Origin of the sequence: Arthrobacter sp. Alg241-R88 (assembly GCF_900537115.1) — a bacterium.
In the GTDB taxonomy this organism is placed as follows: domain Bacteria; phylum Actinomycetota; class Actinomycetes; order Actinomycetales; family Micrococcaceae; genus Arthrobacter.
Window position 1 is genome coordinate 1 of the sequence record NZ_UNRG01000012.1, and the last position, 25115, is coordinate 25115.

Below are 25115 nucleotides of genomic sequence, written 5' to 3' on the forward strand. Positions count from 1 at the left end.
CCATGGGAGAGTTCAACCCCGGGGTTTACGGCGTCGCGCCGCACTTTTTTATCCCATGCGACACCGACACTGCCAAGGGCTGTCTTCTGATCGGTGAGGATGGGCGCCGCGACGCCGTAAACCCCGGGGTTGAACTCTCCCATGGTCAAAAGGTAGCCGTCCTTCTTGATTTCGCCCAGGCTCTTGCGGAATTCGCTCCACGTACTGCCCAGCCCGGCCTTCTCAATTTCCGTACTGTATCGCGGGTAGATGGCTTTCAGACGGTGATGGGGGAGGTAGGCCAGGATGACCTTCGACACCGCGCCCTGAAACCAGGGGCGACGCTGCCCGCGGCTGAACCGGTTCGCGGGGCTCAGCGGGGCGCGGTACTCCCCGATGCACAGGACCGAATCACGAAACGCGGTACACAGGGTAGCCGAGTGCCCGATCTTGTCCACCAGTTCCTCCAGGACGCCGTGGCTGGCCAGCAGCAGTGGATCCGTCTGGCGGATCTGCAGGTCCATCTCGATGATCCGCGGGCCGAGGCTGTAGTAGCCATTGCGCACAGAGGTGAGTAGCCCGGCATCATGCAAGGTCTTGATGTAGCGGTATCCCGTCGACCTGGAGGTCTCCAAAGCCTCAATAAGGTCAGCCGTAGACCAAACAGGCTCCTTCTCACTGAACAAATCCAGAACATTCAGCATCCTGGACAGGCTGCCAGCACTATCCGAAGACCCTGCCACCTCGCCGGCCGGCGAATCACGTTCACTCATACGCCGAGTACCACCCCTCTCTACGCGTGTCCCGTTCGGCGGCCTGACGACGCCGGGCAACAGGTCTGAGCTGATGTCGAAGGACTCAATACACCCACATCTCACCATTGACAAACATCTCGATATACAGGATATATCAACGAAGATTCGAGGAGCTCGGTAAAATCACTGTCGTCGGCGGCCATCACCCGCCCGCTCCTGAGACGCCTCCGGTCGTCGCGATCTTCTGGAAAGCTCGCATTCCCTCTATTGGTGGCTGTCCCCCCGCCGTGGAACGGCAGCGGCAATTCCCAAGCCGGTGAGTTCACCCACTGCATCGCTGATCGCCTAACCGGCCGGATGCTGCGCTGCTACACCCGGACGTCCTGCGTTCTCGTGCGGTGAGCCGATGGGCCGACTTAGAGCTCGGCGGAGGAGTAGAGCTGCCGACGGGGAAGATCAGCGCGCCGGGCGGCGAAGCGAGTCCTCCACAAGGTCGTCAATATGCAGGCCCAGAAAGGCGGCGCTCTGCGTTTATTGTGATCCATCAGGGGGCGCGGCCATGCCGGAATAGGGACCCGGGTGCACCAGCCGCGGATGGTGCGGACGCCCATGTTGACGAACTCAATTCCGTAGCTCCTGGCAGGAACCGAACTCGGATGGCTGGTCTTGCCTCGAAATACCGCACCGGTGCCGGTAGATTTTCTCCCATGATGTGGCGGCGGTGGCCCCTGAACGGGCGGTGCCGCCGACCGTTCCGGGCCCGCGGCTCGATCTATGACGGCTGATCATCGCTTAGATCAGAAGTTGTTGGCGCCCATTTGGGCTTCCGGCTCAGCAAAGAGCCACCTATTTAGGAGACGCGGCCTGGGCCGCTCCGGATCAGAAGATTACGAGACCTGGAGGCCGCCGTTGATGTCATAGGTAGCCGCAGTGATGTAGCCGGAGTCCGCGCCAAGCAGGAAAGAGATCAGGGCCGCGACTTCCTCACGGGTGCCAACGCGTCCCATCATGATGCCTTCCGACATCTGTGCCTTGCGCTCCTCCGTCAAGGTGCCACCCATGATGTCGGTGTCGATGGGCCCCGGCGCGATCGCGTTCACGGTAACGTCGAATTCGCCGACTTCGCGCGCCAGTGCTCGGGTGAAGCCAATGATTCCGGCCTTCGATGCGCTGTAGGCAACCTTGGAGTAGGTGCCGCCGCCGCGCTGAGCTGAAATCGATGAGATGCTGACGATCCGCCCGAGCTTGCGCGCAATCATCCCCTTGAGAATTCGCTGGGAGACGATGAAGGTACCCCGCATGTTGATGGCGAAGACTTTGTCCCACTCCTCCACGGTGGTCTCCATGAACGTCGTGGGGGAGCTGATGCCAGCGAGGTTTGCAAGGGCCACGATAGGCGGCAGAGATTTTTCGAAGTCGGTGATGGCCCGGTCCACGGAGGCGGCGTCGGAAACGTCGGCGCCCACACCCATGGCATTCACGGCGTACTTGGAGCCGATCTCTGCTGCCGCGGCTTTGGCCTCGTCCGCGTTGATGTCCAGGATTGCGATGGACCAGCCCTCGCTGGCCATCCGGTCAGCGGCTGCACGGCCAATGCCGCGGGCGGATGCCGCTCCGGTCAGTACTACGGTGCGCTCCATGGGGAATGAGGTGGGTGTCATTGCGTTTCTTTCGTCAGTATCGAGTGGTCGGGGGACTCACGGGCGTTCACGGCCACGGCGGTAATTGTCGGACCGGTGCGAGGTGGACTTTCGGACGCTCCCGTTCGTGGAGGTACACGCTGGAATCCCTACTGTCAGCGGCGGGTTGCTACTGTGCGGATTTCGTCTGCGATGGTTTTGCCCAGCTGTTCCGTGGTGCCGTCGCCGCCGAGGTCAGGTGTGAGGGACCGATCCCTCCTTGCCAGGACGTTTTCGAAGGCCTGCACTATTGCGGCAGCTGCAGCATCTTCGCCAAGGTGCTGCAGCATCATTGATGCGCTCCAGATTTGACCGATGGGGTTGGCGATGCCCTTCCCGGCGATGTCCGGGGCCGATCCGTGGACGGGTTCGAAGAGGCTCGGGAACCGGCGTTCGGGGTTGATGTTGCCGCTGGGGGCTATGCCGATTGTTCCGGTACACGCGGGGCCGAGGTCGGACAGGATGTCGCCGAAGAGGTTGCTGGCCACGACCACGTCGAACCGTTCGGGATGCAGTACGAAGTTCGCTGTCAGGATGTCGATGTGGTAGCTGTCGGTCCTCACGTCGCCAAATTTCCGCGCCATTTCCTCCACCCGCTCGTCCCAGTACGGCATGGTTACCGAGATGCCGTTGCTCTTTGTTGCCGACGTCAAATGCCTCTTTGGGCGTCTCGCGGCGAGCTCGAACGCGTACTTGAGGATGCGATCAACACCGGTCCTGGTCATGACCGTCTCCTGGATGACCGTTTCCCTGTCCGTTCCCTCAAACATCCTGCCGCCGATGCTCGAGTATTCACCTTCCGTGTTTTCCCGCACGACATAAAAGTCGATATCCCCCGGAACCCGGTCCGCCAGCGGGCTCTTCACTCCGTTCAGGAGTTTGACGGGCCGGAGGTTGACGTACTGATCGAAGTGGCGCCTGAACTGCAGGAGGCTTCCCCAAAGCGAGATGTGGTCCGGGACGGTATCCGGGGAACCGACGGCACCAAAGAAAATGGCGTCGTAGCCGCCGAGCTGATCGGCCCAGTTATCCGGAAGCATCTTCCCGTGCTTGAGGTAGTAATCCCCATTGGCGTAATCAAAGACTGTGGTCTTCAGGTTGAAGTCAAAGGCCTCTGCCGCGGCTGCCAGTGCCCGTACTCCCTCGGGTACTACCTCCTGCCCGATTCCGTCACCGGCAATCACTGCGATTTTGTGCGTCTGTGTCATAGTCGGACTTTCTCGTTTGGTCGGCAAGCCTGCTGGCAGCGAGTGGTGCGCCGTGCTTTCAGTCAGGCCAAAGCGTGGATGACGAATGAGGCGTGGGTGGAGCTGATCTGCCGCTTCGGAAAGCGATCAGCGGTTGTAGGCGGGCATAGGGCCGCGGAGCCCGCCACCCACGGCCTCGCAGGCCTCCAGGACATCGGCCGGCAGCGGTCCGTTGGCGACGGCCGCGATATTGGCGCGGAGCTGTTCCACCTTGGATCCGCCCAGCAGGACGGAGCCCACACCGTCGCGGTAGGCGAGCCAGCGGAGGGAGAACTCTGCCAGGGTGATGCCAGCGTCCTTGGCGATGCGGGAAAGTTCGTCCACCGCGTCGAACAGCTGCCGGTCCCAGTAGCGCTGGGTATACATGGCGGCCAGCTTCGAGTCGCCGTAGCGGCCGTGGGCCGGCTTGGCGTCGAAGCTGTGCTTGCCGGTAAGCAGCCCACCGCCCAAGGGGTTGTAAACCATCGTGTGCACATGGTGCGTAGCGGCGAATTCGAGGTATTCCTCCTCCACCCGGCGCGCCACCAGGTTATATAGCTGCTGCGCCACGACCGGTCGCGGCGCCCCCACTTCGCTCGCCACCTGGATGACGTCGGCGATCTGCCAGGCGGCGAAGTTGGAGACACCTAGAGCTCCGATCTTTCCTTCCGCAGCAAGCTCAGCCACAGTGCCCAGGGTTTCGTGCAGAGGCGCAGCACGGTCCGGCTGGTGCAGGTAAAACAGGTCGATGCTCTCGACGCCGAGTCGTCGAAGGCTCCCTTCCACGCTGTTACGCAGCCCTACCCGGGACAACGGCGAGTTTTCGCCGTGGTCTCCGTGCGTTATGCCTGCCTTCGAGGCGAGGATGACGTCCCCGCGCCGCCCCTTGAGGAGGCGGGACAGCATTTCCTCCGTGGTTCCCCCCACATAGGAGTTGGCGGTGTCAATGGTTGTGATGCCGGCGTCAAGCGCTTCGTCCACCATTCGGCCCGCGGTGGCCTCATCGACGGTGTCGCCGAACGTCATCGTTCCCAGGACCAACCGGGATATTGGGAGTATCAGACCGTCCACCTGGGTGCCTTCGGGTTGCTTGCTCATGCGTTGATTCCTCGTGGTTGCTGTGGACTTAAGGGTGGATTGCTATAAGGGGACTGGCCGGATATCGCCAGAGGGCGGAATAGGTGCCGGGGCATGGAGCGTTTCAGGCCTGCGGAGCGCAGCCCTGCAACGCCGGGTTTTCGCGGCAGTCCTTCTTGTGGACGATCAGCACGGACGCGCCGCCGCATTCCACCTGCTTGCCCAGGACGCCGCCGAGCCCGGCCGCGCCGTACCGGTAATAGTCACCACCCGCCCCTCGACCAAGGGGTCCCGCTGATGCTGGCACACAGGAGTACTGCGGGGGTATGAATCAGGGGAGTCGTCGTCATAGTCGATCCTCGTAGCTTCGCATCCTGGTAGCCGTGCAGTGCAATGGACGGCGTGGTGCTGACTTAGCAGACTGCACTCACACTCAAGCGTGAGTCCCAAGGGGCCACAAGAGGCGGGACCCCTAGGTAACGTTATCCCACTATATAGGATCATGTCAATAATGCGTCTTGAGACTTAGGGGCCTTGTTCCTGTTTCAGGACGCATAGCCGGGCGGGCGACTGCGGGTCCGCTTGGCGGATGCGCGGGCCCCTCCCAGTAATCCGAGCGGTCCATAAGATCCACTGCGCGCGCCACCGTGCGCAGTCCCGCGTCATGCAGGCTCTGGATATCGCAGCATCTCAATCAATGGGGGATCCCAAAGGCTGAGAAAGGTCATTCCACGAGAGCGCCCCACGGCGCAACTATTGACGTAGTCTCATAATACAGGATATCGTTCAGGGTATTCCCACGAACTGTGTGCATCGTCACTGTCGATTCGCAGGCCTAAGACAGGCCACCGTGTCGGCAGGACGAGCCGTTTACCTTATTCGATTGCGTCCACCCGCTACGAGGAGGAGCAGTTCGCTAACACACCGATTTGTTCGCGCCCTGTGCACCGAACACCAAGCCAAAGGTAGTGAAACGCATGTCCGAACAGTGTCGATCGAACCCGTGCGAAGCTTGTACTCTGACCCCAGCAGACCGGGCTTGTACCGCGACTATTATCCCGGAACGGGCCTTGCTCCCCGTCAGGAGCCCGAACCCCACCAGGTGCTCTAACCCCGTTGCCACGGCGCGGCCGGGAGGTGTGGGCTGATGAGCACGCACGTGGCCGCGGGACCGCGGCTTGACAATCTCCCGATCGGCAAGTTTCACCGTCATCTGATGCTGCTGGTCGGCCTCGGCATGTTCTGGGACTCGTTCGACAACACGCTCTCATCTGCGGTGCTGGCATCGCTTCTGCCCACGGGCTTCTCGACACTCGAGCTGAATTCGCTCTTCCTGTCGGCGACGTTCGCGGGCCTTGCAATTGGAGCGTCCTTCGCCGGCTGGCTTAGCGACCGGTTCGGACGCGGCTTCGCCTTCCAATTCAACCTGGCTCTCTTCGGGGTCCTCGCTTTATGCGCGGCGGCGGCACCGTCGATGGAGGTTCTCATCGGCCTGCGTGGCCTGATGAGTATTGGGATGGGCGCCGAATACGTCATCTGCTACGGCATGATCACGGAGTTCATCCCACGCAGCCATCGTGGCCGCTACCTGGGAGTGCTCGGAATCTTCGCCGGCCTCGGCGTCTCGCTGTCCTCGCTCGTTGGTTGGTTGGTCATTCCCGTGTGGTCCTGGCGCGCGATGTTCATCATTGGCGGCTTGGGTGCAGTGATCACGTGGTGGCTGCGCCGGGGTATGCCGGAATCCCCACGATGGCTGGAGTCCCGCGGGCGGCATAAGGATGCCGAGGCCGTCTTCGAGAGAATCGCGAGGGAGTCCGGCGTCGCCAGCCAGGAAGCCAGCTCGGTCACCCACCCGATAGCCAGCGTGGAGAACGAGAAGGCGGAATGGGTGCCGTTCAGAGTACTGTTCTCGCGCCCTGTCATCCGGCGGACATTGATGGCCCTGCTCCTGACCATCATCAGCCTGTTCGGTTCATACACCGTTACCGGGTGGATACCCACGTTCTTCGTGAAGCAGGGGATGACTGTGTCATCGTCCCTCGGGTTCAATGCGGCCATTATGTCCGGCTACGTCGTGGGGCCGATCGTGATCATATTGCTTGCCGACCGTCTCGGACGGCGCAACATCATCGTGACGTACGGGACGCTCGCGGCTATTTTCGCTGCCATTTACCCGTTCATGAATGAGCCTGCGCTGATTATCGCCATCGGCTTCATCTTGACTGTCATGGTCTCGTCGTTCCTGACCCTGTCCCTGGGAACCGTCCCGGAGTTCTTCCCCACAGCCTTCCGTTTCCGCGGCGGCGGCTTTACTCAGACCGTCGGGCGAATCTGCCTGATCGCCTCCCCCTTCATCGTCCTGTGGCTGTTCAATGGCTTTGGCATCATCGGGGTGATCCTGACGCTCTCGGGCATGTACGTCCTGGTGACCTTGGTCATCGCCGTCGCCGGTGTGGATACGTCCCCTGCGGCATTGGCCAAGATCGCCCCTAAGGGCGACACCGCGGATGCCCCAGCCGGTGACACCGCAGGTGCCCCGCCGGGGCGCAGTGTCCCACACGACTCACAGCGATAGTCGGAACCGCTTACCCGATCCATCGCTCGCGTGTTCAGCCCTGATGCGGGACTTGCGGCCTCGCTCTCACGGCTGAACGCGTCCGCGGACCGTATTATCCCTTGAGTCCGCGTGGCCGGCCCATAGCTGCGCTGCTGGCCATCACACATGCGGCGCCGTCGGCGCCGTCCAACCCTGACCATTGAAAGCGTTAACATGAAAGCCGTTGTTTTCCAGGGCGAAAGTAAGCTCGAGATCCGTGAGTATCCGGACCCGGTGCCGGGGCCTGATGAAGTGGTCATCCGCATGAAGGCCTCGGGCATGTGCGGGAGCGACCTTAATCACCTCCACGGCCCGGTACGAACGGGAGCCGAGCTGGTCATCGAAGGACACGAGCCGTGCGGCGTGGTCGAGCTCGTCGGTGACGCCGTGGGGCCCAGCGAGGCCAGGATCGGAGACCGGGTCATGGTCCACCATTACGATGGGTGCCGCACCTGCCAATTCTGCCGCTCGGGCTGGACGCAGTACTGTCCGAACGCACGGATCGTATACGGTGGGCTCAATGGCGACGGCGGGCACGCGGACTTCATGAAGGTACCCGCGCACACACTCATCAAATTGCCCGACTCACTTTCGTTCAAAACAGGTGCAGCCATTTCATGCGGCACCGGGACGGCCTACGGAGCAATCAAAAGGATTGACCTATCAGCTGACCAGACCGTGGCCATATTTGGGCAGGGGCCTGTGGGGCTAAGCGCGACAATGCTTGCCAAGGCCTTCGGAGCCAAGGTGATCGCGGTCGATGTTGAGCCCTCGCGGCTGGAGATGGCCAAACAGTTCGGGGCCGACTACGTTGTCGACGCACAGGAGCAAGACCCTGTAGCCGCCGTCCGCGAACTCACCCGTGGCGAAGGTGCCGACAAGTCCATCGAATGCAGCGCCATCGATGCCGTGCGTCGACAAGCCGTCCAGTCAGTACGTCGTTGGGGAACGGCATGCATGGTTGGCGTTTTCGGCAGGATCGAATTCGATAGCGAGGAACTCATCGCTTTGCACAAGACCGTGTTGGGTTCGCTTACTTTCAGTAAGAATCAGCAGGAAGAGTGTGCCCGGTTTGTGGCTGAACGTCGCCTGGACGTGGAGTCGCTGTTCACGAACGAATTCCGGCTCGACGAGGCGGAGAACGCCTATGAGCTGTTCGATCAACGCAAGATCGGCAAAGGCGTCTTCGTCTTCGACTGAGGAAAAGGCAACGTCACTTGAGAGGAATGTCATGACGATAACCCAGCAGAGTTTTGCTCCGTCGGAGCAAGCGCAGAGCTTTTTTTCCCGTGAGGTGCACCACCTTTTTATTGATGGACAGTTGGTCCCGGCACAGTCCGGGATGACGCTGACTACGACCAATCCGTCCACCGGCGAGGTCTTGGCCCGGTTTGCCTCCGGTGGCAAGGCTGACGTTGATCACGCGGTCCTCGCCGCACGGAGGGCTTTCAAAGGGCCATGGAGCTCCTGGACCCCTTACGAGCGTCAGGCGTTGCTGACGCGCATTGCCGAGGTCCTTGACCACCGGTTCGAGGAACTGATTCAGATCGAAGCGATGGACATGGGTGCCCCGGTTTCGAGGCTGCGCAATACCAAGACCTCGCTGATGAAAATGCTGGCCTTCTTTGCCTCTCAGGCCACCAGCATTTCAGGTGAGACGTTGATGAACGGCATCCCCGGGAATGTCACCACCATGACACTGAAAGCACCCGTCGGTGTCATCGGTGGAATCATCCCCTGGAACGGCCCTCTTAACAGCCAGTTCTGGATTATCGGTGCAGTGCTGGCCAGCGGGTGCACCGCCGTGCTCAAGCCGGCCTCAGAAGCCTCCCTGTCAGTGCTGCGGGTGGCCGAGATCCTTCATGAAGCCGGAGTTCCCGCGGGCGTCATCAACGTGGTCACCGGTCCAGGCAGGGAAGCCGGCAATGCGTTGGCGGCCCACCAGGACGTGGACCGGATCGCTTTCACTGGTTCGACTGAGACCGGCCGCCGCATTATCGAGGCGTCCACCGTGAACATTAAGAAGCTGCAGCTTGAACTGGGCGGTAAGTCTGCGGACATCATCTGCGCGGATGCCGACCTGGCTAAGGCAGTGCCGGGAGCAGCGATGGGGGTTTTCGCCAATTCCGGCCAGATCTGCTTCGCCGGCACGCGGGTGCTGGTCCAGCGCCCCATCGTGGAGGAGTTCACCGAGCGGCTGCTGGCCTTCATGAAAACCCTGCGTGTCGGGCACAGCTTGGACTCGGCGGTTTCGTTGGGCCCGGTCATCTCCCAGCCTCAACTGGACACAGTGCTGTCCTACATCGATATCGGCCGAAATGAAGGGGCCGAACTGCTCTGCGGCGGCCAGCGGCTGGGGAACGAACTCGGGAACGGATACTTCATGGAGCCGAGCGTCTTCGGTGGCGTGACCAATGAGATGCGAATCGCCCGCGAAGAGATCTTCGGCCCGGTCCTGTCAATACTTCCGTTTGACGACGTGGACGAGGCGATCGCTATCGCTAATGACAGCGAGTACGGTCTTGGGGGAGCGGTATGGTCCCAAAATCTGTCCACTGCTCTGCGGGTGGTCCACGGCGTGCACACAGGCACGATGTGGGTGAACTGCTACGGCTACATCGATCCGCTTGTCGGGTTCAGCGGCACGAAGCTAAGCGGATATGGCGCCAAGGGGACAGCTGCCCACATGGACACCTACGTCTACACCAAGAGTGTTTACATTCAACTATGACCAGGATGCGGTCCGCCGCTTCCTGGATGCCCCTGCAGAACCGGTAGCGGCACGAGGATGATGTGTCATCTACGTATATCCCGAACTAGACGATGGGTCCTCCCTCCGCGCATTCCGAGCCGGAACAAAGGACCCTCCAACTCCGATCCAAACCAGAGGTGGAACGCTCGGGACTTTGCCCCTGGTTTTTTGACTCTTTGCCCATCAAAGGAGTGCTCGCGGAAGGAGTCCGTGTCGACGGTTTAGTGGCGGAGTTGCGACCGCAAGGCCAGGTGGACTGCAGGAATTTCTGGCTTTCAATCCACGACGTTTGAAACGCTGTCATCTCTGAGCCAGCAAGTCCGGGGCCCGGCTGCGGCCGGTTTCATGCCGTCGCGACGGCATGAAACGAGCGTGCCATGCTCCTAGTCCAAGGGCCGGCGCATCTGGCGGGCAAAAGAAACGGCATAGCGCCACCACCATTGACGCGATCTCACATCGCGGGATATTCTTAATCCGGCTGATGCCGGTTTTTGATTCAGCCACCCGAGTTCGGATGGATCCATTCATGACTGCCGAGTCAATGGACATCGGCAGTAGATAAAGGAAGTAATTAGCGTGTCCAAAAAGATCGCAATTCTGCACACAAGCTTCGTCTTTGTTTCCGTCGAGCCCGTGATCAATGACCTTATTGCTGAGCTAATTCCCGATGCTGAAGTTATGCACTTTGTAGACTCTGATGTTTTGGCGACAGTTGTGCGCGAGCAAGGGATTTCGTCGGATAGCGAGGCGCGAATGACGCATCTTGCGCAGGCAGCGGAAGCAGCAGGAGCCGACGTCATCTTCTCTGCATGCTCTTCGCTGGGACCGGCACTGGATGTCGCGGCCCGTAACGTCCATACCCCCGTGGTGAAAATTGACGAAGCGATGGCCATCCGCGCCGCCCGCGAAGGCAACCGCGTAGGAGTCTTGGCCACCGTGCCCACCACGCTTGGTCCGACATCGGATTTGATCCAGGCAAAAGCAGACGAAATCGGACGCAGCATTTCGCTCGAACAGCGGTTATGTGAAGGAGCATTCTCGGTCCTCATGGCGGGGGACCGTCAAAAGCACGACGCTATGATCATCGAGCAGGCGGTGGACCTCGCCGAAAACGTCGACTTGATCGTCTTAGCCCAGGCATCGATGAACCGCCTTGCCGGAGTGCTTCAGGAGAAGACAAAGATGACAGTTCTGTCGAGCCCCCGTATGGGTGTCGACTACCTCGCTCGTCGCGTCGCCGAACTTCCTGTGTGAAAATGGCGAATCTGACCGCAAAAAAGCAGGCATCACTTGAGTTGCTTGTTCGGCCCCGCGGTAGGGCGTTTCCCTGATTCAAGACTCCGCATTCGCGAGGCAAACGCTGCCACTTGGATGATCGGGCTGAAAGGCGACCCCACCGGAAACCATCAGGGTTCAGGGCATGTCGGGGTCGTATCCGGTGCCGGCTCCACGCAGTGACTCCACCCTGATGAAGGCCCAGGTTTCATGCCTCCCTCGTGAGAATGGTCGGTCCAGGGTCCCGGGGGACACCAAATCCAGAACCGCAGCTACCACGCTTCAGCCAAGCGACGACGAAGAACGGACATCAGAATGACCGCAGCCGCAAGCCAATCAGACCGCGCACAGCAACTGAAAGCGCTGCACGAGGCCCCCGAAATTCTCCGTGTTGTAAACGTCTGGGATGCGATCAGCGCAGCAACGGTCGCGGCGTTGCCGGACACGAAAGCGATCGCCACCGCCGGCCACTCTATCGCCGCCATGTACGGTTACGCCGACGGCACGATGCCCTTGGAGTTAGCTCTGGCAGGGGTCAAAACAATCGTCGACGCCGTTGACCTTCCCGTTACGGCCGACCTTGACGACGGTTACGACAACCCCGCAGAAACGATCCGCCGGGCTATCGGCCTCGGCGTTGTCGGAGCCAACGTCGAGGACCGACTTCGGCCCTTCGATGAAGCTGTCGCCCGCGTGCACGCCATCATGGTGGCCGCCAACGCTGAAGGTATCGCATTTCAGCTGAACGCACGGACAGACGCGCTCTTTATGGGCGGTGACCGCCCCATCAAGGACAGCATCGACGACGCTATCGAACGGGGCCGCGCATTTCTCGACGCCGGCGCCGCGTTGGTGTTTGTTCCGGGAGCACGCACCCGCGAGGTCATCGAGCCTCTGGTCGATGGACTTGGGAGGGGAAAGCTATCAGTGGGCGGCGGCGCCCCCGGGGCCCTGCCCGCCACCGAAATGCAAGAACTCGGCGTAGCCCGCATCTCCTATGGCCCCTTCACCCAACGTGTCGCCCTGCGCGCACTGCGGGATCTCGCCACCGACCTGTACGGGACCGGCGTCGTTCCCGCCGATACCCCACCCCTGAATTAACTACACGACATCAAATGCTGGTGGCCACCGCAGTGAAGACCTGGTGCAAACAGGATGTCCCTGCCCAATCCGTGCCGGTCCAAGGCCATCCGATTGACAGCGGCGACGAGACCGGCCCACCAGTGAGGAAAACGGCGATAAATTTTTCGGTCCGTGCAGGTTCCCGTCTCGCGGAAGAACGACCGCAGACCATTCCCATCCATTCCAGACAAGGATCCCTCATGAGTAACCCGACAACTACCTACTCCGAGACCTCGCAGAGGGCAGCGGAGGCAGTCGCGAAAGTTAGCACCCGTCTGTTCATCGACGGCCAATGGGCCGAGGCGACTACCGGTGCACGTTTCGACGTGATTAACCCCGCCACTGAGGAAGTTATCGCCACGGTGGCCGACGGGGGCCCTGAAGATGCCCGCCGGGCCATTGAAACGGCCGGCCGGGTGCAGAAGCAGTGGGCTAAAACCGCACCCCGGGAGCGTAGTGAGATCCTGCGCCGCGCCTTCGACCTGATCATGGCCCGGCAGGATGAGCTGGCCCTCATCATGACCGCGGAAATGGGTAAACCTCTGAACGAAGCCAAAGGTGAGGTAGTTTATGCCGCCGAATTTTTCCGTTGGTTCTCCGAGGAAGCCGTACGCATTGGTGGCGATCTAACCACCACGGGGGACGGCAAAAACCGTATCCTCGTTTCCAAGGAGCCGGTGGGTCCCTGCGTTCTGATAACGCCCTGGAACTTTCCGTTGGCCATGGGCACCAGGAAGATCGGGCCAGCCATTGCCGCTGGATGCACCATGGTTTTCAAACCCGCCGCCCTCACCCCGCTATCCTCCCTCGCGCTCGTGGACATCCTGATTGAGGCCGGCCTGCCCAAGGGCGTGCTGAACGTGGTCACCACCACCAAGGCCTCCGACGTAGTGACACCGTGGATGGAAAGCGGCATCGCCCGCAAGGTCAGTTTCACCGGCTCCACCGCGGTGGGGGTGCGGCTCCTGGAGCAGGCGGCGAAGAACGTCATGCGATCGTCCATGGAGCTGGGCGGAAACGCGCCCCTCATTGTCCTTGAGGACGCCGACCTGGACCGCGCTGTCGAAGGGGCTGTCGCGGCCAAGATGCGCAACATCGGCGAGGCCTGCACAGCCGCGAACCGGATCTTCGTCCAGCGGCCCGTCGCGAAGGAGTTCACTCGCCGTCTCGCCGCACGACTGGGCTCGCTGTCGGTTGGCGACGGCACCGAGCCGGGCACTGAAGTTGGACCGCTCGTGGAGGAAAAGGCCCTGCGGAAAGTCCAGGAGCTCGTCAACGATGCTGTCAACAAGGGAGCGACAGTCGTCTGCGGCGGGAACCGGCCAGACCGCCAAGGCTATTTTTTCTTGCCCACCGTCCTCTCTGACGTTTCAGCGGAGGCAGACCTGATGACCGAGGAGATTTTCGGTCCGGTGGCTCCCGTCATCCCGTTCGACACGGAGGAGGAGGCCGTTCGCATGGCCAACGACACCCCGTTTGGCTTGGTGGGTTACCTGTTCACTCAGGACGTGGACCGGGGCTTCCGGGTGGGGGAGGCCCTCGAAGTCGGCATGGTCGGCCTGAATACCGGCATCGTGGCCAGCTCCGCCGCACCGTTTGGCGGCGTCAAGGCCTCGGGTCTGGGTCGCGAGGGAGGCCGTGTAGGCATCGACGAGTTCCTCGAGTACAAGTACATGGCGGTCCCGCGGGTTTAAAGCTGTGGCCGCGACCAGAATGGCCGGAGCCGACCCCTCACCAAGTCCCGCCCGAACCAGCTTTCTGCCCGGAAGCTGGTCGGGCTTCACAAGGTCAACTGCGTCTGCCTTAAGCCAGGAGGAGATCATGGAGGACACACGGAATCATTCACAAGATTCTGGCCAGTTCGTCGGATCGGCGGTGGTCGCCGGAGCAGCCTATGGTTCCCAAACCACCGTTTTGCAACTTCAAACCTTCGCCGGAGAATTCATCGACTACACCCTTGACGACATTCCCGATCCAGCAGGGGCAGCCAAATTCCGCAACAACAACCTCCGTCCCATCTCGGTCCTGATCCAGCACGGTGGTGAACGTTGCAGTGTGCTTGCGCTGACCCCGGACGGGCCGCGACGCTCGATCGCTACTCTGGGCACCGCCTTGGCGTTGCACCAATCCGGGGCGCATACCGTGGTCGACGGGGGCTCGACGACCCGAGTGCCCTGTTCCACCGATAAGACGGCGGCCAAGGAGCGCGCCCTTGTGCTGAATCCTTGACTTGGCGATGACCCGGCATGACAAGAGTGTGCGTCCGATCTCCAAGCGGTACCGGAGAATCGGCGCGGTCCAAGAAAGCACAAGGACCGTGGGTCATCGCCGAGGAAGAAGCGCACTGGTGGCACGCCGCAGCCAGGGAGGACGTCCCCGTCCCGAACCTGCTCATCCGTGCTGCCCTCCGAGGGGGCGGAAACACCGATGGGACGTACGGATGTGATTGCTGAACTGATGGCCATTACGTTGCAGGGTAGCCATAGCCAGCCCGGACACAATGAGGGAATGCAGAATTTCGTCGGCTCTCCATCCGCCAGCCACGAGGCCTGTTGCCGCAGATCGCTTCAGCCCCGGAGGTTTTCAAATGACGCAACGAATCACTCTTCTCGGAGGTATTGCAATGAGGCAACATGGGAAGAAGTACCGTGTCCCGCGTCCGCATTCCCGGCTCCAGTGACCGACTCGGCCGTTCGGCGGCCAAAACGCTGCCCGGCGACCTCCAGGCCTTCGTCGTTCGTGCCCTCCTTGACCGAGGCGGCAGGCCCGGTGGCAACTCCGCTGAACCTGACAAGTTCCGTCCTCTGCCACGCAAGCAACGCTCGCGGGCCGGTCCGACGCAGTGATCCACGTCTGGATCTGGTCCGGTAGTGGAGGGTCGGCTGTTTGTGCGGGCGTGGTCACGCTGGTACCGGCTGCGTCGTCGCTGCAAGGCAGACACATCAGGTGGCTCTTACCCACGGCGAATCCGGACCTGACCGGGGTGATTGATGAGGCGGATTAGATGTGCCAGAAGCACGTATTTGCCGCCAATGGTCGCCGTGGTGCCGCGTGCGACGACGGCAGAGGTCACCCCAAAAATGAACAGCGCGTTTGCCGCACAGGAAAGGAATGATGAACATGGTCAGTTATGACTTCAACGGCAAGGTCGCTTTCGTCACCGGGGCGAATGCCGGGATGGGTGCGGCGACGGCCTGGGCGTTCGCCGAGGCCGGTGCCGCGGTCGCAATCGTTGATCTCGATGGCGGGGCGGCGGAGCGTTTCGCTGCTGAGCTGAACGGCACGGGTCACCGTGCACTGGCCGTACAGTGTGACGTGTCCGAGGAGGCTTGAACTTCCGCCGGATTCGCGGACCTCGACATCACTTCCGCGCGGGTCCTGCTGTTCATCGCGGGGAACCAGGGGCCGCTTACGGGAGTTCGGCCAAAAGGGCTGATCGGCTTACGTAGGATCCGAAGGAACTCCCGATGATCCCGGGGGCGTGTCGACCCTTACGACCGCATTGGCCTTATCCCGTCTGAAGAAGTTCGCTGCGCTCTTCCGCGGACGTTTGAGCCTTGAAGGCAGCCCGCAGCAGTGCTTGGTCGAGGGCTTCCTCATCAATTGCCTGGTTTTACCGTTTCTGTTTATAGGGCGGCCCCTTTTCAGCCCTTCTTGCCGCAACTCCTTCCGCTTCCAGTGGCCGGAGGAGCAAAAACGAGGAACCGCGATACGGCCGGCGGGGCCCGTCCCGGATGACGGCCAGGCCCCGCACGTCTGATGGCGCCGTCCGTGGCTTTTCACCGGTTCGGCAGCTGCCTCACTTGGCTACTGCGGGCGTGAGGCAAGGACGTCCTTAACGACGGGCATTGCCGTAAAAACTTTCGGCCAGCCGGCGTAAAAGGCGAGTTGGGTCAGGGTTTCACCGATCTCAGCACCGGTGAGCCCGTTATCCATGGCGCGGTTCAGATGATAGGGGATTTGTTGTACCTGCCCGGAGCTGATGAGGGCGACGACGGTGATCAAGCTGCGGTCACGCGGCTTCAGGTCCGGTCGCAGCCAAAGATCGCGGAAGAGGACGTCGGTGGTTTTCTCAACCACCCCCGGCGCCACTTGGCCAAAGTTGGACTCAACCCCCTGGGCCCGGGCCTGTTCTGCTGCCTGGTCCAGAGGCAGCAGTTCCGGGTCGGCCACCGGCAGCTGGGAAGCATCGACGCTGCGGGCTCTGAATACTGTGCCGATGGCGGGGACCGCGGCCATGGCGTTTTCCCAGCCGCTGTAGAACGCAAGGTGCGTGACCGTTTCGGAAATTTCCCGCGGCTCCACACCGTCATCAAGAGCCTTGGAGACATAAAACGGGAGCTCCGCTGTCTGGTTTAGGGCGATCATTTCTGCCACCGTTACAAGGCTGCGGTCCCGGTCCGAGAGCCCGTCACGTTCCCACAAGTCCCCAATCACGACATCGTCCCGGTACCGGGCGAGGGCCGGCGCGACGTTCTCGATTCCTTGGACGGCGGACGCTGACTCCACAGAAGGAGTGCTGGACCCGCTGCGGGTCGGCGTGCAGCCGGTGACCGTCGTGGCCAGGACAGTTGCAGCGAAGAGGGACAGGTAGCGGTATTTCACAGGAAGACCTTTCCGGGGTTGATGTTGATGTTGTTCGCGTCCTTTTAGCGGCCTTCGTACTGGGCATCGCTGACGTGCTCCAGCCACCCGGCGTTCGAACCGTCGACCGTGTCTTGAACCGCGATGTGTGTCATTGCCTCCGCCGACGTGGCGCCGTGCCAGTGTTTGGTACCGGCCGGGAACCACACAACGTCTCCTGCATTGATGTCCCGTCGCTGGCCGCCCCACTCCTGTACCCAGCCGCGCCCCTCGGTGATGATGATTCGTTGTCCGGCCGGATGGGTGTGCCAGGCGGTACGCGCCCCGGGTTGGAACGTGACCCGGGCTGCTCCTCCGCTGGAGTCATTATTGGGGCTATAGAGCGGAGTGATTTGTACGGAGCCAGTGAAGTATTCCGCCGGTCCGGGCGTTACCCCCCGGTCAGCTTGGGAAGAAATATCAATGGTCTGGGTGTTGGGTGAAGCGGCCGCCGCAGCCGTTGGTTGGACAGTGACGTCGGACCCTGAAGTGGCGGGGGACGAGAGCTCTTCCTGGGCCGGCGAACATCCGGCCAAAGCAATAACGGAGCCAAGGGTGGCGGCGGCGTAGGTCAGGCGTGGGCTGGGCATAAAGTGTTTCTCCTATTTCTAGGCGATGGAAAGCGGGGTTCTCGCCGAGGTGTTGCACAACGCGTCGGGCAGCCATGTTCGTTCACCGTACGTTCCCAGCGAAAGCTGAGGGAGGGCCCTGCCAAGCCGGGTTTTGACAGGGCCTCCCTACTCTGCACCCGCGGGGCTTACCTTAACTGGAAGAGATGCGGTTGTGAGGTGCAGAACCTAACGTCTGGCTCAGCCGCACCGTCACGGACAGGCCGCGTCACCGGCGGGAATTTGCCTCCCCGCCCTTGGCACCTGTGCAGTTCCACCTCCCGTAATTGGCAGCGAAAGGATTCAGACATGCGAGCCACTTTTATGTATGGAGCCGGCGACGTGCGCGTGGAAACCGTGCCTGATCCCGTCCTGCAGGATGCGACTGACGCGATTGTCAGAATCGTGAACTCCTGTATATGCGGGTCGGATCTTCACCCTTACCACGGCATGCCGAAGTCCCATGAGGGATCACCAATGGGGCACGAATTTGTCGGCGTTATTGAGGAGACAGGCAGCGACGTCTCGATGCTAAGGAAGGGTGATTTTGTGATCGCCCCGTTTGCATGGTCGGACGGGACGTGCGATTTTTGCCGCGAAGGGCTGCAGACCTCCTGCCGGCACGGCGGGTTCTGGGCATCCAACGGCATCGGCGGTGCCCAGGCTGAAGCCATCAGGGTCCCCTTCGCGGACGGCACCTTAGTAAAGGCACCCGCAGGAGAGGACCCGGAGTTGTTGCCGTCTCTCCTCACATTGTCCGATGTTTACGGGACGGGATACCACGCGGCCATCAAGGCGGGCGTTAACGAGCGGACCTCCGTCACGGTCATTGGTGACGGTGCGGTCGGGCTCCTGGCAGTGCTGTCGGCCAAACAGCTCGGGGCGGAGCAGATCATATTGATGGGCAGGCACAAGGCGCGCACTGATCTCGGCCTGGAATACGGCGCTACTGCCGTGGTCGCAGAACGGGGCGAGGCTGGTATCGAGAAGGTGCGCGAGCTCACCGGTGGGGACGGTACCCACACGGTGCTTGAATGCGTGGGTCACCGGCCTGCATACGACCAGGCCCTTGGGGTGGTCCGCCCCGGAGGCGTGATTAGCCGGGTAGGCGTGCCGCAGTATGAGGACGCGCCCATCGGCTTCGGATCCATGTTCGGACCGAACATCACCCTCACCGGTGGTCCAGCTCCCGTCCGGGCCTACATTGAGACTCTGCTGCCCGGTGTCCTTGAAGGCACCGTAAATCCGGGCAAGGTCTTTGACAGCACCATCAGCCTGGACGAGGTTCCTGCCGGCTACCGTGCAATGGATTCACGAGAATCACTGAAGGTCCTCGTCCGCCCCTAAATTCTGCGGCGAATGGACCGAAGAACCCAGCTGCCTTCACACAGTCGCCCAGGACCCCGTCCTCGGTGCAATGAGCAATCACGAAACATGCCCGAAGGAAGAAAGCTATGAGTACACAGATGCAACCCAAGACTCCCACCGTCAAGGGTCCCAAGGAGTGGTTTACCGGCGACGTGTACTTCAACGCCTACTACTCCGGCCAGCGCCCTTCGCTTGCCCGGCTGAACCTGGTGCGCTTCACTCCCGGCGCACACACGGCCTGGCACAAACACGCCGTCGGCCAAACCCTGCACGTTACGGAAGGGATCGGTTACGTGCAATCCCGAGGGGAGGAACTGATCGAATTGCATCCCGGCGATACTGTGTACACCCCAGCAGGGGAGTGGCACTGGCACGGGGCAACCGAGGAAAATTTCATGTCCCACCTAGCACTGTGGGAAGCGGCTGCTAACAACGAGGAGCCCGAAACGGTCTGGGGCGACAAGCTTACTCACAACGAATACCCCTTCAACAGGAAGTAGACGACTGCAGTCGCGCCTCCGGAATTACCTGAAGGCGGCCGCGGCCCTGCTTCGGGCGCATTCGCCGGAAAGCAACGCGGTCGCGTGGCGCCCAGGCCGTGCGTCGCCGGGCATGATCTTCACGCATAGGATTGTCTGTCACATTAACCTGAGTCTCCGCCGATCACGTCCACGTGCACGTGATCTACGTGGCGCAGGATCTCGTTGCTTGGCTCAGGTGCATCATAATTGTGCCACTGCCCCCGCGAGATGTGTGCGCTCCAGAATTGGTCGTCGAAGATTACGTACTGGATGTCCAAGTCTTCGGCATGAGCGACGAGCCAGTGGGCGAGTATCCACCCCTCACGCCGGTTTTCCTCAGTCACCGGACGGAAAAAGATGTCAAGGGCTCGTCCGTCGTAGTTCCCAAGCAGCAAAAGGACCAAGAACAGCCGGCTAAGGCGGTACGGGCCCCCTCTGAATCGTTGATAGTCATGACGAGGGCAGACCTTGGGGCGACGCCGTGACCCGGTACGTGTCGGCGCCGGCCAACTCAAGGGCGAGGACTGACCTGAGGACCCCAACGCCGGTCACTGCGTCCTTAGCGATGATGTTGCACCCCCCTTCGTTTCGCAGCAGGGTTCCAACTATTGCAGGAGCGGACTACCGGGGCTGTCGAGCACTGTGATTAGTGGCCCCGAACGGGCGCGGCGCCTTTACCTGTGGGGGCAGCCACAGGGCAGCTTTGGCGTGTCATGTCGTGAACTAGGGCCGCCTTCGCGTCCTAGTCCGTAGCCCGTTCGTAGGTAACACGCCATCCCTCTGAGGGGTCGACGGGGGTAAGGACCAGGGTGTCATCGGTAACCTCAAAGTTACGGCTTAGGGTCTGTCCGATGAGGTCGCGTGCGGCGGCTGACTCGACGGCGACGGAGAACCTACCGGCGTCGGCGTCGATGGCGGCATCTCCGTAGAACGCCTCGTACCCCTGGACGGTGTAGGGGGTGTCGGGTGCGGTCGTGTCCGGGTTCATGGCCTGAACCGAGACGGTACCTGCGTCGGTAAAGATAATCTGCCCGGAGAACGGGACCTGCTGCAGCTCACCACCGGTTCCGAACTCAAGAGTCGTCATCGTCCATTCCCCGATGATCGAGTCGGATTGATCAGCCGTTCCGCTAGCTTCGGAAGCGTTTTGCGGGGCTGGTGCGGTGCATGCGGATGTGGTGAGCAGCAGGCCCAAAGCCAGCAAGGGAGCGGGGATCAACAGCTTGCTCTTCTTCATGGTCAGGTTCATAGTGCGACCTCTCAAGGATTGGTGGGAGTCGTATCTGCCACGCTACGGGAGCCACCCCGGACGAGGGAGACCCTCCTGGAGCGCTCCTTGTCAGGGCACCTCTGAGCTGACAGTCAGGGCAACTATCGGGTTACCTGCGTTCTCACCGGATCGCGGACAACGAAGGGCGCGAAATTAGACCACATTCGACCGCCCGCGATATTTTGACCAGTCGCAGGCGGTCCAACCTTGTACCTCGGGGCTTACGGTGCTCCAGCCGATCCGAGGGCGTGGGGATGACGGCCTTGATGTCCCGCGAAACAATCAAAAAAATTTGCCGACTGTGGGAGGCCCTGCCCAAATTTACCAACAAGGGCTCCCTGTTCACCGTGAAATGGGATTTGCTGGATGCGGAACCCAACTTTTGGAAGGATCATCTCAACATGCGCTTCATCACGAGCACCGTACGACAGACCCGCCCCGGCGCCCGTCGCGCCACGCTGGCAGCGACCTCCGCCATTTTCGCGGCGATGTTCGTAGTGCTCCCCACTAGCGCTGCGCAGGCCCATCACGGGTTCGACGATTTCGACACCGACCGCCTGTACTACATCTCGGGCGCCGTCTCGCAGGTCCGTTGAGGCGAACCGCACTCCTACTTTAATGTGACCCTCGACAGGGGGCTCCCCGCTGACACGCTGAAGTGGCTCTGCCTGCGCAGCTGCAGGCCCCCTAGGACAGTGGCCCGATCAACGACGTTCCGTCGTACAGTGGCTCGCATGACATGCTGGAGGTCGTCATCGCGCCGCCGAGCTTCACAGGAATATGGGGCCTCGACCTTCCACTCGTCGACGGCGAGCGAGTCGAGGCGGTCGGCTACATCGGCGCGAGTCACGACGATGAGTTTCGTCCAGTCGTATTCTGGTTCGAGAACGGGCAGCCGGTCAATCAGGTGCTCGGAAGTGAACTGCCGGTAAGGCCGCTGCCGGTTCCGTATCCTCAGGACGACGCGTCTGCCGCCGCTGTCGACCAGGATGCCCCCGCTGCGACCAATCCAGGGGCGTAATGGGGTCAGGGTGGGTACACGCTTCCGCGGCGGCACCGCCAGAACCCGGTAGGGCGCAGGGGTTAGGCGACAAGGCGTACTCGTCCCGAGCAGGACCGGTTACTTCGAATCCGGGGCGTCAAGACCTCACGCGGCTGAAACTGGTGGTGACTCTGATCCGTCCTGGCAGGGGTCAATTCAGTTATCCACGGCTGGAAGTAGGAGCCGTTGGGTTAGCTCCCTGGCAGCCGTAGCGGTGGGTAACCTATGAAAATTGATCCCGGCTGTGGGCGGGCGGACCCTGACTAATCATTCAAACGTGGATCAATTCCAGTTGTTCCGAGGACCAGGTAAGGAATCGTGTCAGCTTCGGGTGTACTTCAAGAATTCGCAAGGACCTTTCCTTCGACGAGCAGCTGCTCGAGGCCCGACCGAGACTCAGGCTTCCAGTACCGGCACGCTTCGTGGCTGACCCTCCTTGACCTGTCATCACCGCGGGGGTCCCAAATTTGTCGTGGAGGGTGCAATCCCTCCCGTGCAGGAAAACGGGCCGAAAGGAAATGTATTGCGCGTCAATTCAGGTGCCCACCGGGTGGCCGCTGCACCGTCCGCGGACCGAACACGCACTCTTGTTTCCACCCCATACGGGCTCTGCCAGAACCCGTCTTAGCAGGGACTCCCGCTGACCGTTCCGGCTGTGGTGTGCTCGAAAGGACGACGAAGTCCATCAAGATACGGAACCGACGATCACGAGGATGAATACGATGAGCACGGACAAAGCAAATCACAACACAACGAAGGGGCTTCGGGCGGAGGGGGTGTCGCGCCGGAACATCATCAAGCTGACAGGCGCAGGCGCGGCGGCAATCGGACTCGCCAGCGCAGCGGGGCTGGCAGGATCGGGACCGGCTTTCGCCGCCCCGGCTGCTTCACGCAACAACCTGGAGCCCGGCGACACCTCGAACGGGGCTGATAACTTCTACACAAGCGACCAGGTCACGGTGAAGAAGATCTCGTTCAAGAACAAGTACGAGATGAAGGTCGTCGGCAACCTGTTCGTCCCCAACAAGCTGAACCGGGCGACCACCCACCCGGCACTGGTGGTGGGACACCCCATGGGCGCGGTGAAGGAACAAAGCGCCAACCTCTACGCCACCAAGATGGCGGAGCAGGGGTACGTCACGCTCTCCTTCGACCTTTCATTCTGGGGTGAGAGCGCCGGAAAGCCCGGCAACTCAGTACTGCCCGACGTCTACGCTGAAGATTTCAGCGCCGCCGTCGACTACCTACGGGCCCAGGCCTTCGTTGACAAGGAACGCGTCGGGGCCATCGGGATCTGCGGCAGCGGCAGCTTCGTCATCAGCGCGGCAAAGATTGACCCACGTATCAAGGCGATCGCCACGGTGAGCATGTACGACATGGGCGCCGCCAACCGCGACGGGCTCAACAAATCCGTGACCCTGGAACAGCGCAAGGTCATGATCGCCCAGGCCGCGGCCCAGCGCGACGTCGAGTTCACCGGCGGAGCGATCGAGTACACCGGCGGTACGCCGGAAGTACTCACCGCTGAATCCACGGCGGTGGACCGGGAGTTCTACGACTTCTACCGGACCGCCCGCGGCTACCACCCCAACACCACCACGCATCCGGCCCTGGCAACCAACACCAAGTTCATAAACTTCCACCCGTTCAACGACCTGGACCTGATCTCACCGAGGCCTCTGCTGTTCATCACCGGCGACCAGGCACACTCACGGGAGTTCAGCGAAGAGGCCTACCGGCTCGCCACCGGCCCCAAGGAACTCTTCTGGGTTCCCGGAGCCGGCCATGTGGACCTCTACGACCGCGTGGGCCTGATCCCCTTCGACAAGCTCACGGACTTCTTCCGCACCGAGCTCTAGGAAGGCAGGGGGCCCGCGCGTTCCAAAGGTGCGCGGGCCCCCTTACCGGTCGACAGTCTCAAAACCCGGTACTTCGGGCCGTTCATGGTTGCCGCCTTCGGGTGCGGCGGCAACCATGGACGGACGTTATGGTTTGCGGTTATGGTTGCGGCGCCGGAACACGTGAGGTGACCCTCTATGGCGCGACCAGTGGCCCGCTCGATCAGGAGCGCTCGTTCGCTGCTGCGTGCTGTGGCGTGCGGGATCTGCTTCGGCGTCGCTGGCCTGGCATGGTCCCTGCCGCGGCTGCGGGTGCGTCGGTTGCGGCGGGTGGCCACGTGCCGGACCTGCGCGACTCACATGAGGATGCGCAACGTGACGGTATTCCTGGCCGCGGCGCTGCTCCTCGCCGGAGCTGCTGCCCGCACCATCGAGGCGGTTTCACCGCAGATCATTTGCCATAGCCACATCACCCCTGGCGGCCAAGTGGAGCCGGAGCCGTACCTGGAGATCTCGCCGCCTGCCCCGTGGAGTTTCACCCGTAACTTCCTGGTTGCGCCCATCAGCGGGGTGGGCGTTTTGGCCGGCGGGGTGATGGGGATGGAGTCCTGCTCCGGACCGCCGCTGCTGGTCATGTTCTGGCCACCTCCCCGGACAAGTGGCGGCGGAAGCGTCCTGGGCGATGTGTTCGTTGCGTGGATGCCTCCCGGGGAAACGCAGGCCGGACCCTTAAGCATCAATGGGTACGGGACCGAGGGGGAGCGGCTGTACATCAGGTATGGGCCAAACATTTCGCAAGCCCGGGATGATGAGGAGGAGCTGGGGCTTCACGAGTCGCGGCACGTGGACCAATGGGCTGTCGCCAACTTCCTGGCGGGCCCCTTGGCCTTCCCCGCAGCCTACTTTGTCGACGACGCACTCTTTCCCGGCTCACGCAACCACTTTGAGCGGGACGCCGGCCTGTCCCGGGGCGGATACCCACCTGCGCCGGACAAGGGGCCAGCCCCCAAATGGCCCGAGACTGCGGCTATTGCCGTGCTGGGCGTGATCATCTTCCGGAGGCGGCTGCGGTGGGCTGTCCGGGTATTCCGGGGCGGCCAAGGGCAGCGCACGGCACACACAACTGGCGAGTGTCCTGTCCACACCCGTGGGTGGACCCCCTAGGAGACTGCTGAAATATTCGCGGGTCGGGCGCGTCGGCTGGACTCGTGGGTTTGGTAATTAAGACTGGTCTTATGCAGGGACGGGAGGACGCGCAACGCGGGTATTTGGATGTGGAGGCGCTGGCCGGGGAGTTGTTGGCTCCGGGCAGCGCCTTCGCTTTTCTGGCTGGGCGGCTACGGGCTGACTGAACGGCATTCCATCCGAGCACGCTTACGTACTG

At 61.8% G+C, this 25115-nt stretch carries 22 protein-coding genes; 14 read left to right on the forward strand and 8 right to left on the reverse strand.

Translation table 11 applies throughout. The features are described 5' to 3' along the window. From G6R19_RS18475 to G6R19_RS18495, 5 genes are all read right to left on the reverse strand, one after another. Positions 1-683 (reverse strand): IclR family transcriptional regulator C-terminal domain-containing protein (locus G6R19_RS18475; protein WP_163167697.1); only part of this gene is annotated, 683 nt, incomplete at its 3' end. Positions 684-1621: 938 nt separating this feature from the next. Further along, complete coding sequence (locus G6R19_RS18480; protein ID WP_163167699.1) at positions 1622-2395, reverse strand: SDR family NAD(P)-dependent oxidoreductase; 774 nt, start codon at positions 2393-2395, stop codon at positions 1622-1624. Between the two features lie 134 nt (positions 2396-2529). Further along, on the reverse strand, positions 2530-3621 hold the full coding sequence (locus G6R19_RS18485) for a tartrate dehydrogenase (RefSeq protein ID WP_163167701.1): 1092 nt from the start codon (positions 3619-3621) through the stop codon (positions 2530-2532). Positions 3622-3747: 126 nt separating this feature from the next. Further along, on the reverse strand, positions 3748-4737 hold the full coding sequence (locus G6R19_RS18490; protein WP_163167703.1) for an aldo/keto reductase: 990 nt from the start codon (positions 4735-4737) through the stop codon (positions 3748-3750). Between the two features lie 103 nt (positions 4738-4840). Continuing rightward, on the reverse strand, positions 4841-5023 hold the full coding sequence (locus G6R19_RS18495) for a hypothetical protein (RefSeq protein ID WP_163167705.1): 183 nt from the start codon (positions 5021-5023) through the stop codon (positions 4841-4843). A gap of 840 nt (positions 5024-5863) precedes the next feature. On the opposite strand from G6R19_RS18495, the gene G6R19_RS18500 reads away from it, so the two are divergent. From G6R19_RS18500 to G6R19_RS18535, 8 genes are all read left to right on the forward strand, one after another. After that, positions 5864-7291 (forward strand): MFS transporter, encoded by a 1428-nt coding sequence (locus G6R19_RS18500; RefSeq protein ID WP_163167707.1) that lies wholly within the window; start codon positions 5864-5866, stop codon positions 7289-7291. Positions 7292-7486: 195 nt separating this feature from the next. After that, positions 7487-8512 (forward strand): zinc-binding dehydrogenase, encoded by a 1026-nt coding sequence (locus G6R19_RS18505; RefSeq protein ID WP_163167709.1) that lies wholly within the window; start codon positions 7487-7489, stop codon positions 8510-8512. A 31-nt stretch (positions 8513-8543) separates the two neighbouring features. Further along, entirely contained in the window at positions 8544-10043 is a 1500-nt protein-coding gene (locus G6R19_RS18510; protein WP_205484591.1) for an aldehyde dehydrogenase family protein, read from the forward strand. 597 nt (positions 10044-10640) lie between these two features. Then, positions 10641-11318 (forward strand): aspartate/glutamate racemase family protein, encoded by a 678-nt coding sequence (locus tag G6R19_RS18515; protein ID WP_163167711.1) that lies wholly within the window; start codon positions 10641-10643, stop codon positions 11316-11318. 336 nt (positions 11319-11654) lie between these two features. Further along, positions 11655-12440: an isocitrate lyase/phosphoenolpyruvate mutase family protein gene (locus G6R19_RS18520; protein WP_163167713.1), complete on the forward strand. Its 786-nt coding sequence runs from the start codon at positions 11655-11657 to the stop codon at positions 12438-12440. Positions 12441-12661: 221 nt separating this feature from the next. Beyond that, the gene (locus tag G6R19_RS18525; protein WP_163167715.1) at positions 12662-14155 is read left to right on the forward strand and encodes an NAD-dependent succinate-semialdehyde dehydrogenase; all 1494 of its coding nucleotides are present in this window, start codon (positions 12662-12664) and stop codon (positions 14153-14155) included. A 127-nt stretch (positions 14156-14282) separates the two neighbouring features. Further along, a complete protein-coding gene (locus G6R19_RS18530; protein WP_163167717.1) occupies positions 14283-14690 on the forward strand; it encodes a hypothetical protein in 408 nt (135 codons plus the stop codon). A gap of 882 nt (positions 14691-15572) precedes the next feature. Further along, the gene (locus tag G6R19_RS18535; protein ID WP_205484606.1) at positions 15573-15794 is read left to right on the forward strand and encodes an SDR family NAD(P)-dependent oxidoreductase; all 222 of its coding nucleotides are present in this window, start codon (positions 15573-15575) and stop codon (positions 15792-15794) included. Between the two features lie 474 nt (positions 15795-16268). Here G6R19_RS18535 and G6R19_RS18540 read toward each other — a convergent pair whose 3' ends face one another. Then, on the reverse strand, positions 16269-17066 hold the full coding sequence (locus G6R19_RS18540; RefSeq protein ID WP_205484609.1) for a carboxymuconolactone decarboxylase family protein: 798 nt from the start codon (positions 17064-17066) through the stop codon (positions 16269-16271). Between the two features lie 44 nt (positions 17067-17110). Then, the gene (locus G6R19_RS18545; protein WP_163167719.1) at positions 17111-17674 is read right to left on the reverse strand and encodes a cupin domain-containing protein; all 564 of its coding nucleotides are present in this window, start codon (positions 17672-17674) and stop codon (positions 17111-17113) included. A gap of 327 nt (positions 17675-18001) precedes the next feature. Between G6R19_RS18545 and G6R19_RS18550 the strand changes: the two genes are divergently transcribed. Together G6R19_RS18550 and G6R19_RS18555 are read left to right on the forward strand one after the other, a co-directional pair. Beyond that, positions 18002-19039 carry a zinc-dependent alcohol dehydrogenase family protein gene (locus tag G6R19_RS18550; protein ID WP_163167721.1) on the forward strand — a complete coding sequence of 346 codons (1038 nt, stop codon included), beginning with the start codon at positions 18002-18004 and terminating at the stop codon, positions 19037-19039. A gap of 107 nt (positions 19040-19146) precedes the next feature. Next, positions 19147-19560 carry a cupin domain-containing protein gene (locus tag G6R19_RS18555; RefSeq protein ID WP_163167723.1) on the forward strand — a complete coding sequence of 138 codons (414 nt, stop codon included), beginning with the start codon at positions 19147-19149 and terminating at the stop codon, positions 19558-19560. Between the two features lie 763 nt (positions 19561-20323). Here G6R19_RS18555 and G6R19_RS18560 read toward each other — a convergent pair. Then, positions 20324-20818: a lipocalin-like domain-containing protein gene (locus G6R19_RS18560; RefSeq protein WP_163167725.1), complete on the reverse strand. Its 495-nt coding sequence runs from the start codon at positions 20816-20818 to the stop codon at positions 20324-20326. Positions 20819-21105: 287 nt separating this feature from the next. Between G6R19_RS18560 and G6R19_RS20280 the strand changes: the two genes are divergently transcribed. From G6R19_RS20280 to G6R19_RS18575, 4 genes are all read left to right on the forward strand, one after another. Next, a complete protein-coding gene (locus tag G6R19_RS20280; protein WP_205484611.1) occupies positions 21106-21447 on the forward strand; it encodes a hypothetical protein in 342 nt (113 codons plus the stop codon). A gap of 143 nt (positions 21448-21590) precedes the next feature. Next, entirely contained in the window at positions 21591-21872 is a 282-nt protein-coding gene (locus tag G6R19_RS20285; protein ID WP_205484613.1) for a hypothetical protein, read from the forward strand. Positions 21873-22615: 743 nt separating this feature from the next. After that, positions 22616-23752 carry an alpha/beta hydrolase gene (locus G6R19_RS18570; protein WP_163167727.1) on the forward strand — a complete coding sequence of 379 codons (1137 nt, stop codon included), beginning with the start codon at positions 22616-22618 and terminating at the stop codon, positions 23750-23752. A gap of 354 nt (positions 23753-24106) precedes the next feature. Continuing rightward, positions 24107-24895 carry a hypothetical protein gene (locus tag G6R19_RS18575; protein ID WP_163167729.1) on the forward strand — a complete coding sequence of 263 codons (789 nt, stop codon included), beginning with the start codon at positions 24107-24109 and terminating at the stop codon, positions 24893-24895. Positions 24896-25115 lie beyond the last annotated feature (220 nt).

Coding starts and splice junctions, on each gene's coding strand:
- G6R19_RS18480 (WP_163167699.1), bottom strand. CDS start 2,395: ATGACACCCACCTCATTCCCCATGGAGCGCACCGTAGTACTGACCGGA.
- G6R19_RS18485 (WP_163167701.1), bottom strand. CDS start 3,621: ATGACACAGACGCACAAAATCGCAGTGATTGCCGGTGACGGAATCGGG.
- G6R19_RS18490 (WP_163167703.1), bottom strand. CDS start 4,737: ATGAGCAAGCAACCCGAAGGCACCCAGGTGGACGGTCTGATACTCCCA.
- G6R19_RS18500 (WP_163167707.1), top strand. CDS start 5,864: ATGAGCACGCACGTGGCCGCGGGACCGCGGCTTGACAATCTCCCGATC.
- G6R19_RS18505 (WP_163167709.1), top strand. CDS start 7,487: ATGAAAGCCGTTGTTTTCCAGGGCGAAAGTAAGCTCGAGATCCGTGAG.
- G6R19_RS18510 (WP_205484591.1), top strand. CDS start 8,544: ATGACGATAACCCAGCAGAGTTTTGCTCCGTCGGAGCAAGCGCAGAGC.
- G6R19_RS18520 (WP_163167713.1), top strand. CDS start 11,655: ATGACCGCAGCCGCAAGCCAATCAGACCGCGCACAGCAACTGAAAGCG.
- G6R19_RS18525 (WP_163167715.1), top strand. CDS start 12,662: ATGAGTAACCCGACAACTACCTACTCCGAGACCTCGCAGAGGGCAGCG.
- G6R19_RS18530 (WP_163167717.1), top strand. CDS start 14,283: ATGGAGGACACACGGAATCATTCACAAGATTCTGGCCAGTTCGTCGGA.
- G6R19_RS18535 (WP_205484606.1), top strand. CDS start 15,573: ATGATGAACATGGTCAGTTATGACTTCAACGGCAAGGTCGCTTTCGTC.
- G6R19_RS18545 (WP_163167719.1), bottom strand. CDS start 17,674: ATGCCCAGCCCACGCCTGACCTACGCCGCCGCCACCCTTGGCTCCGTT.
- G6R19_RS18550 (WP_163167721.1), top strand. CDS start 18,002: ATGCGAGCCACTTTTATGTATGGAGCCGGCGACGTGCGCGTGGAAACC.
- G6R19_RS18555 (WP_163167723.1), top strand. CDS start 19,147: ATGAGTACACAGATGCAACCCAAGACTCCCACCGTCAAGGGTCCCAAG.
- G6R19_RS18560 (WP_163167725.1), bottom strand. CDS start 20,818: ATGAAGAAGAGCAAGCTGTTGATCCCCGCTCCCTTGCTGGCTTTGGGC.
- G6R19_RS20280 (WP_205484611.1), top strand. CDS start 21,106: ATGACGGCCTTGATGTCCCGCGAAACAATCAAAAAAATTTGCCGACTG.
- G6R19_RS20285 (WP_205484613.1), top strand. CDS start 21,591: ATGCTGGAGGTCGTCATCGCGCCGCCGAGCTTCACAGGAATATGGGGC.
- G6R19_RS18570 (WP_163167727.1), top strand. CDS start 22,616: ATGAGCACGGACAAAGCAAATCACAACACAACGAAGGGGCTTCGGGCG.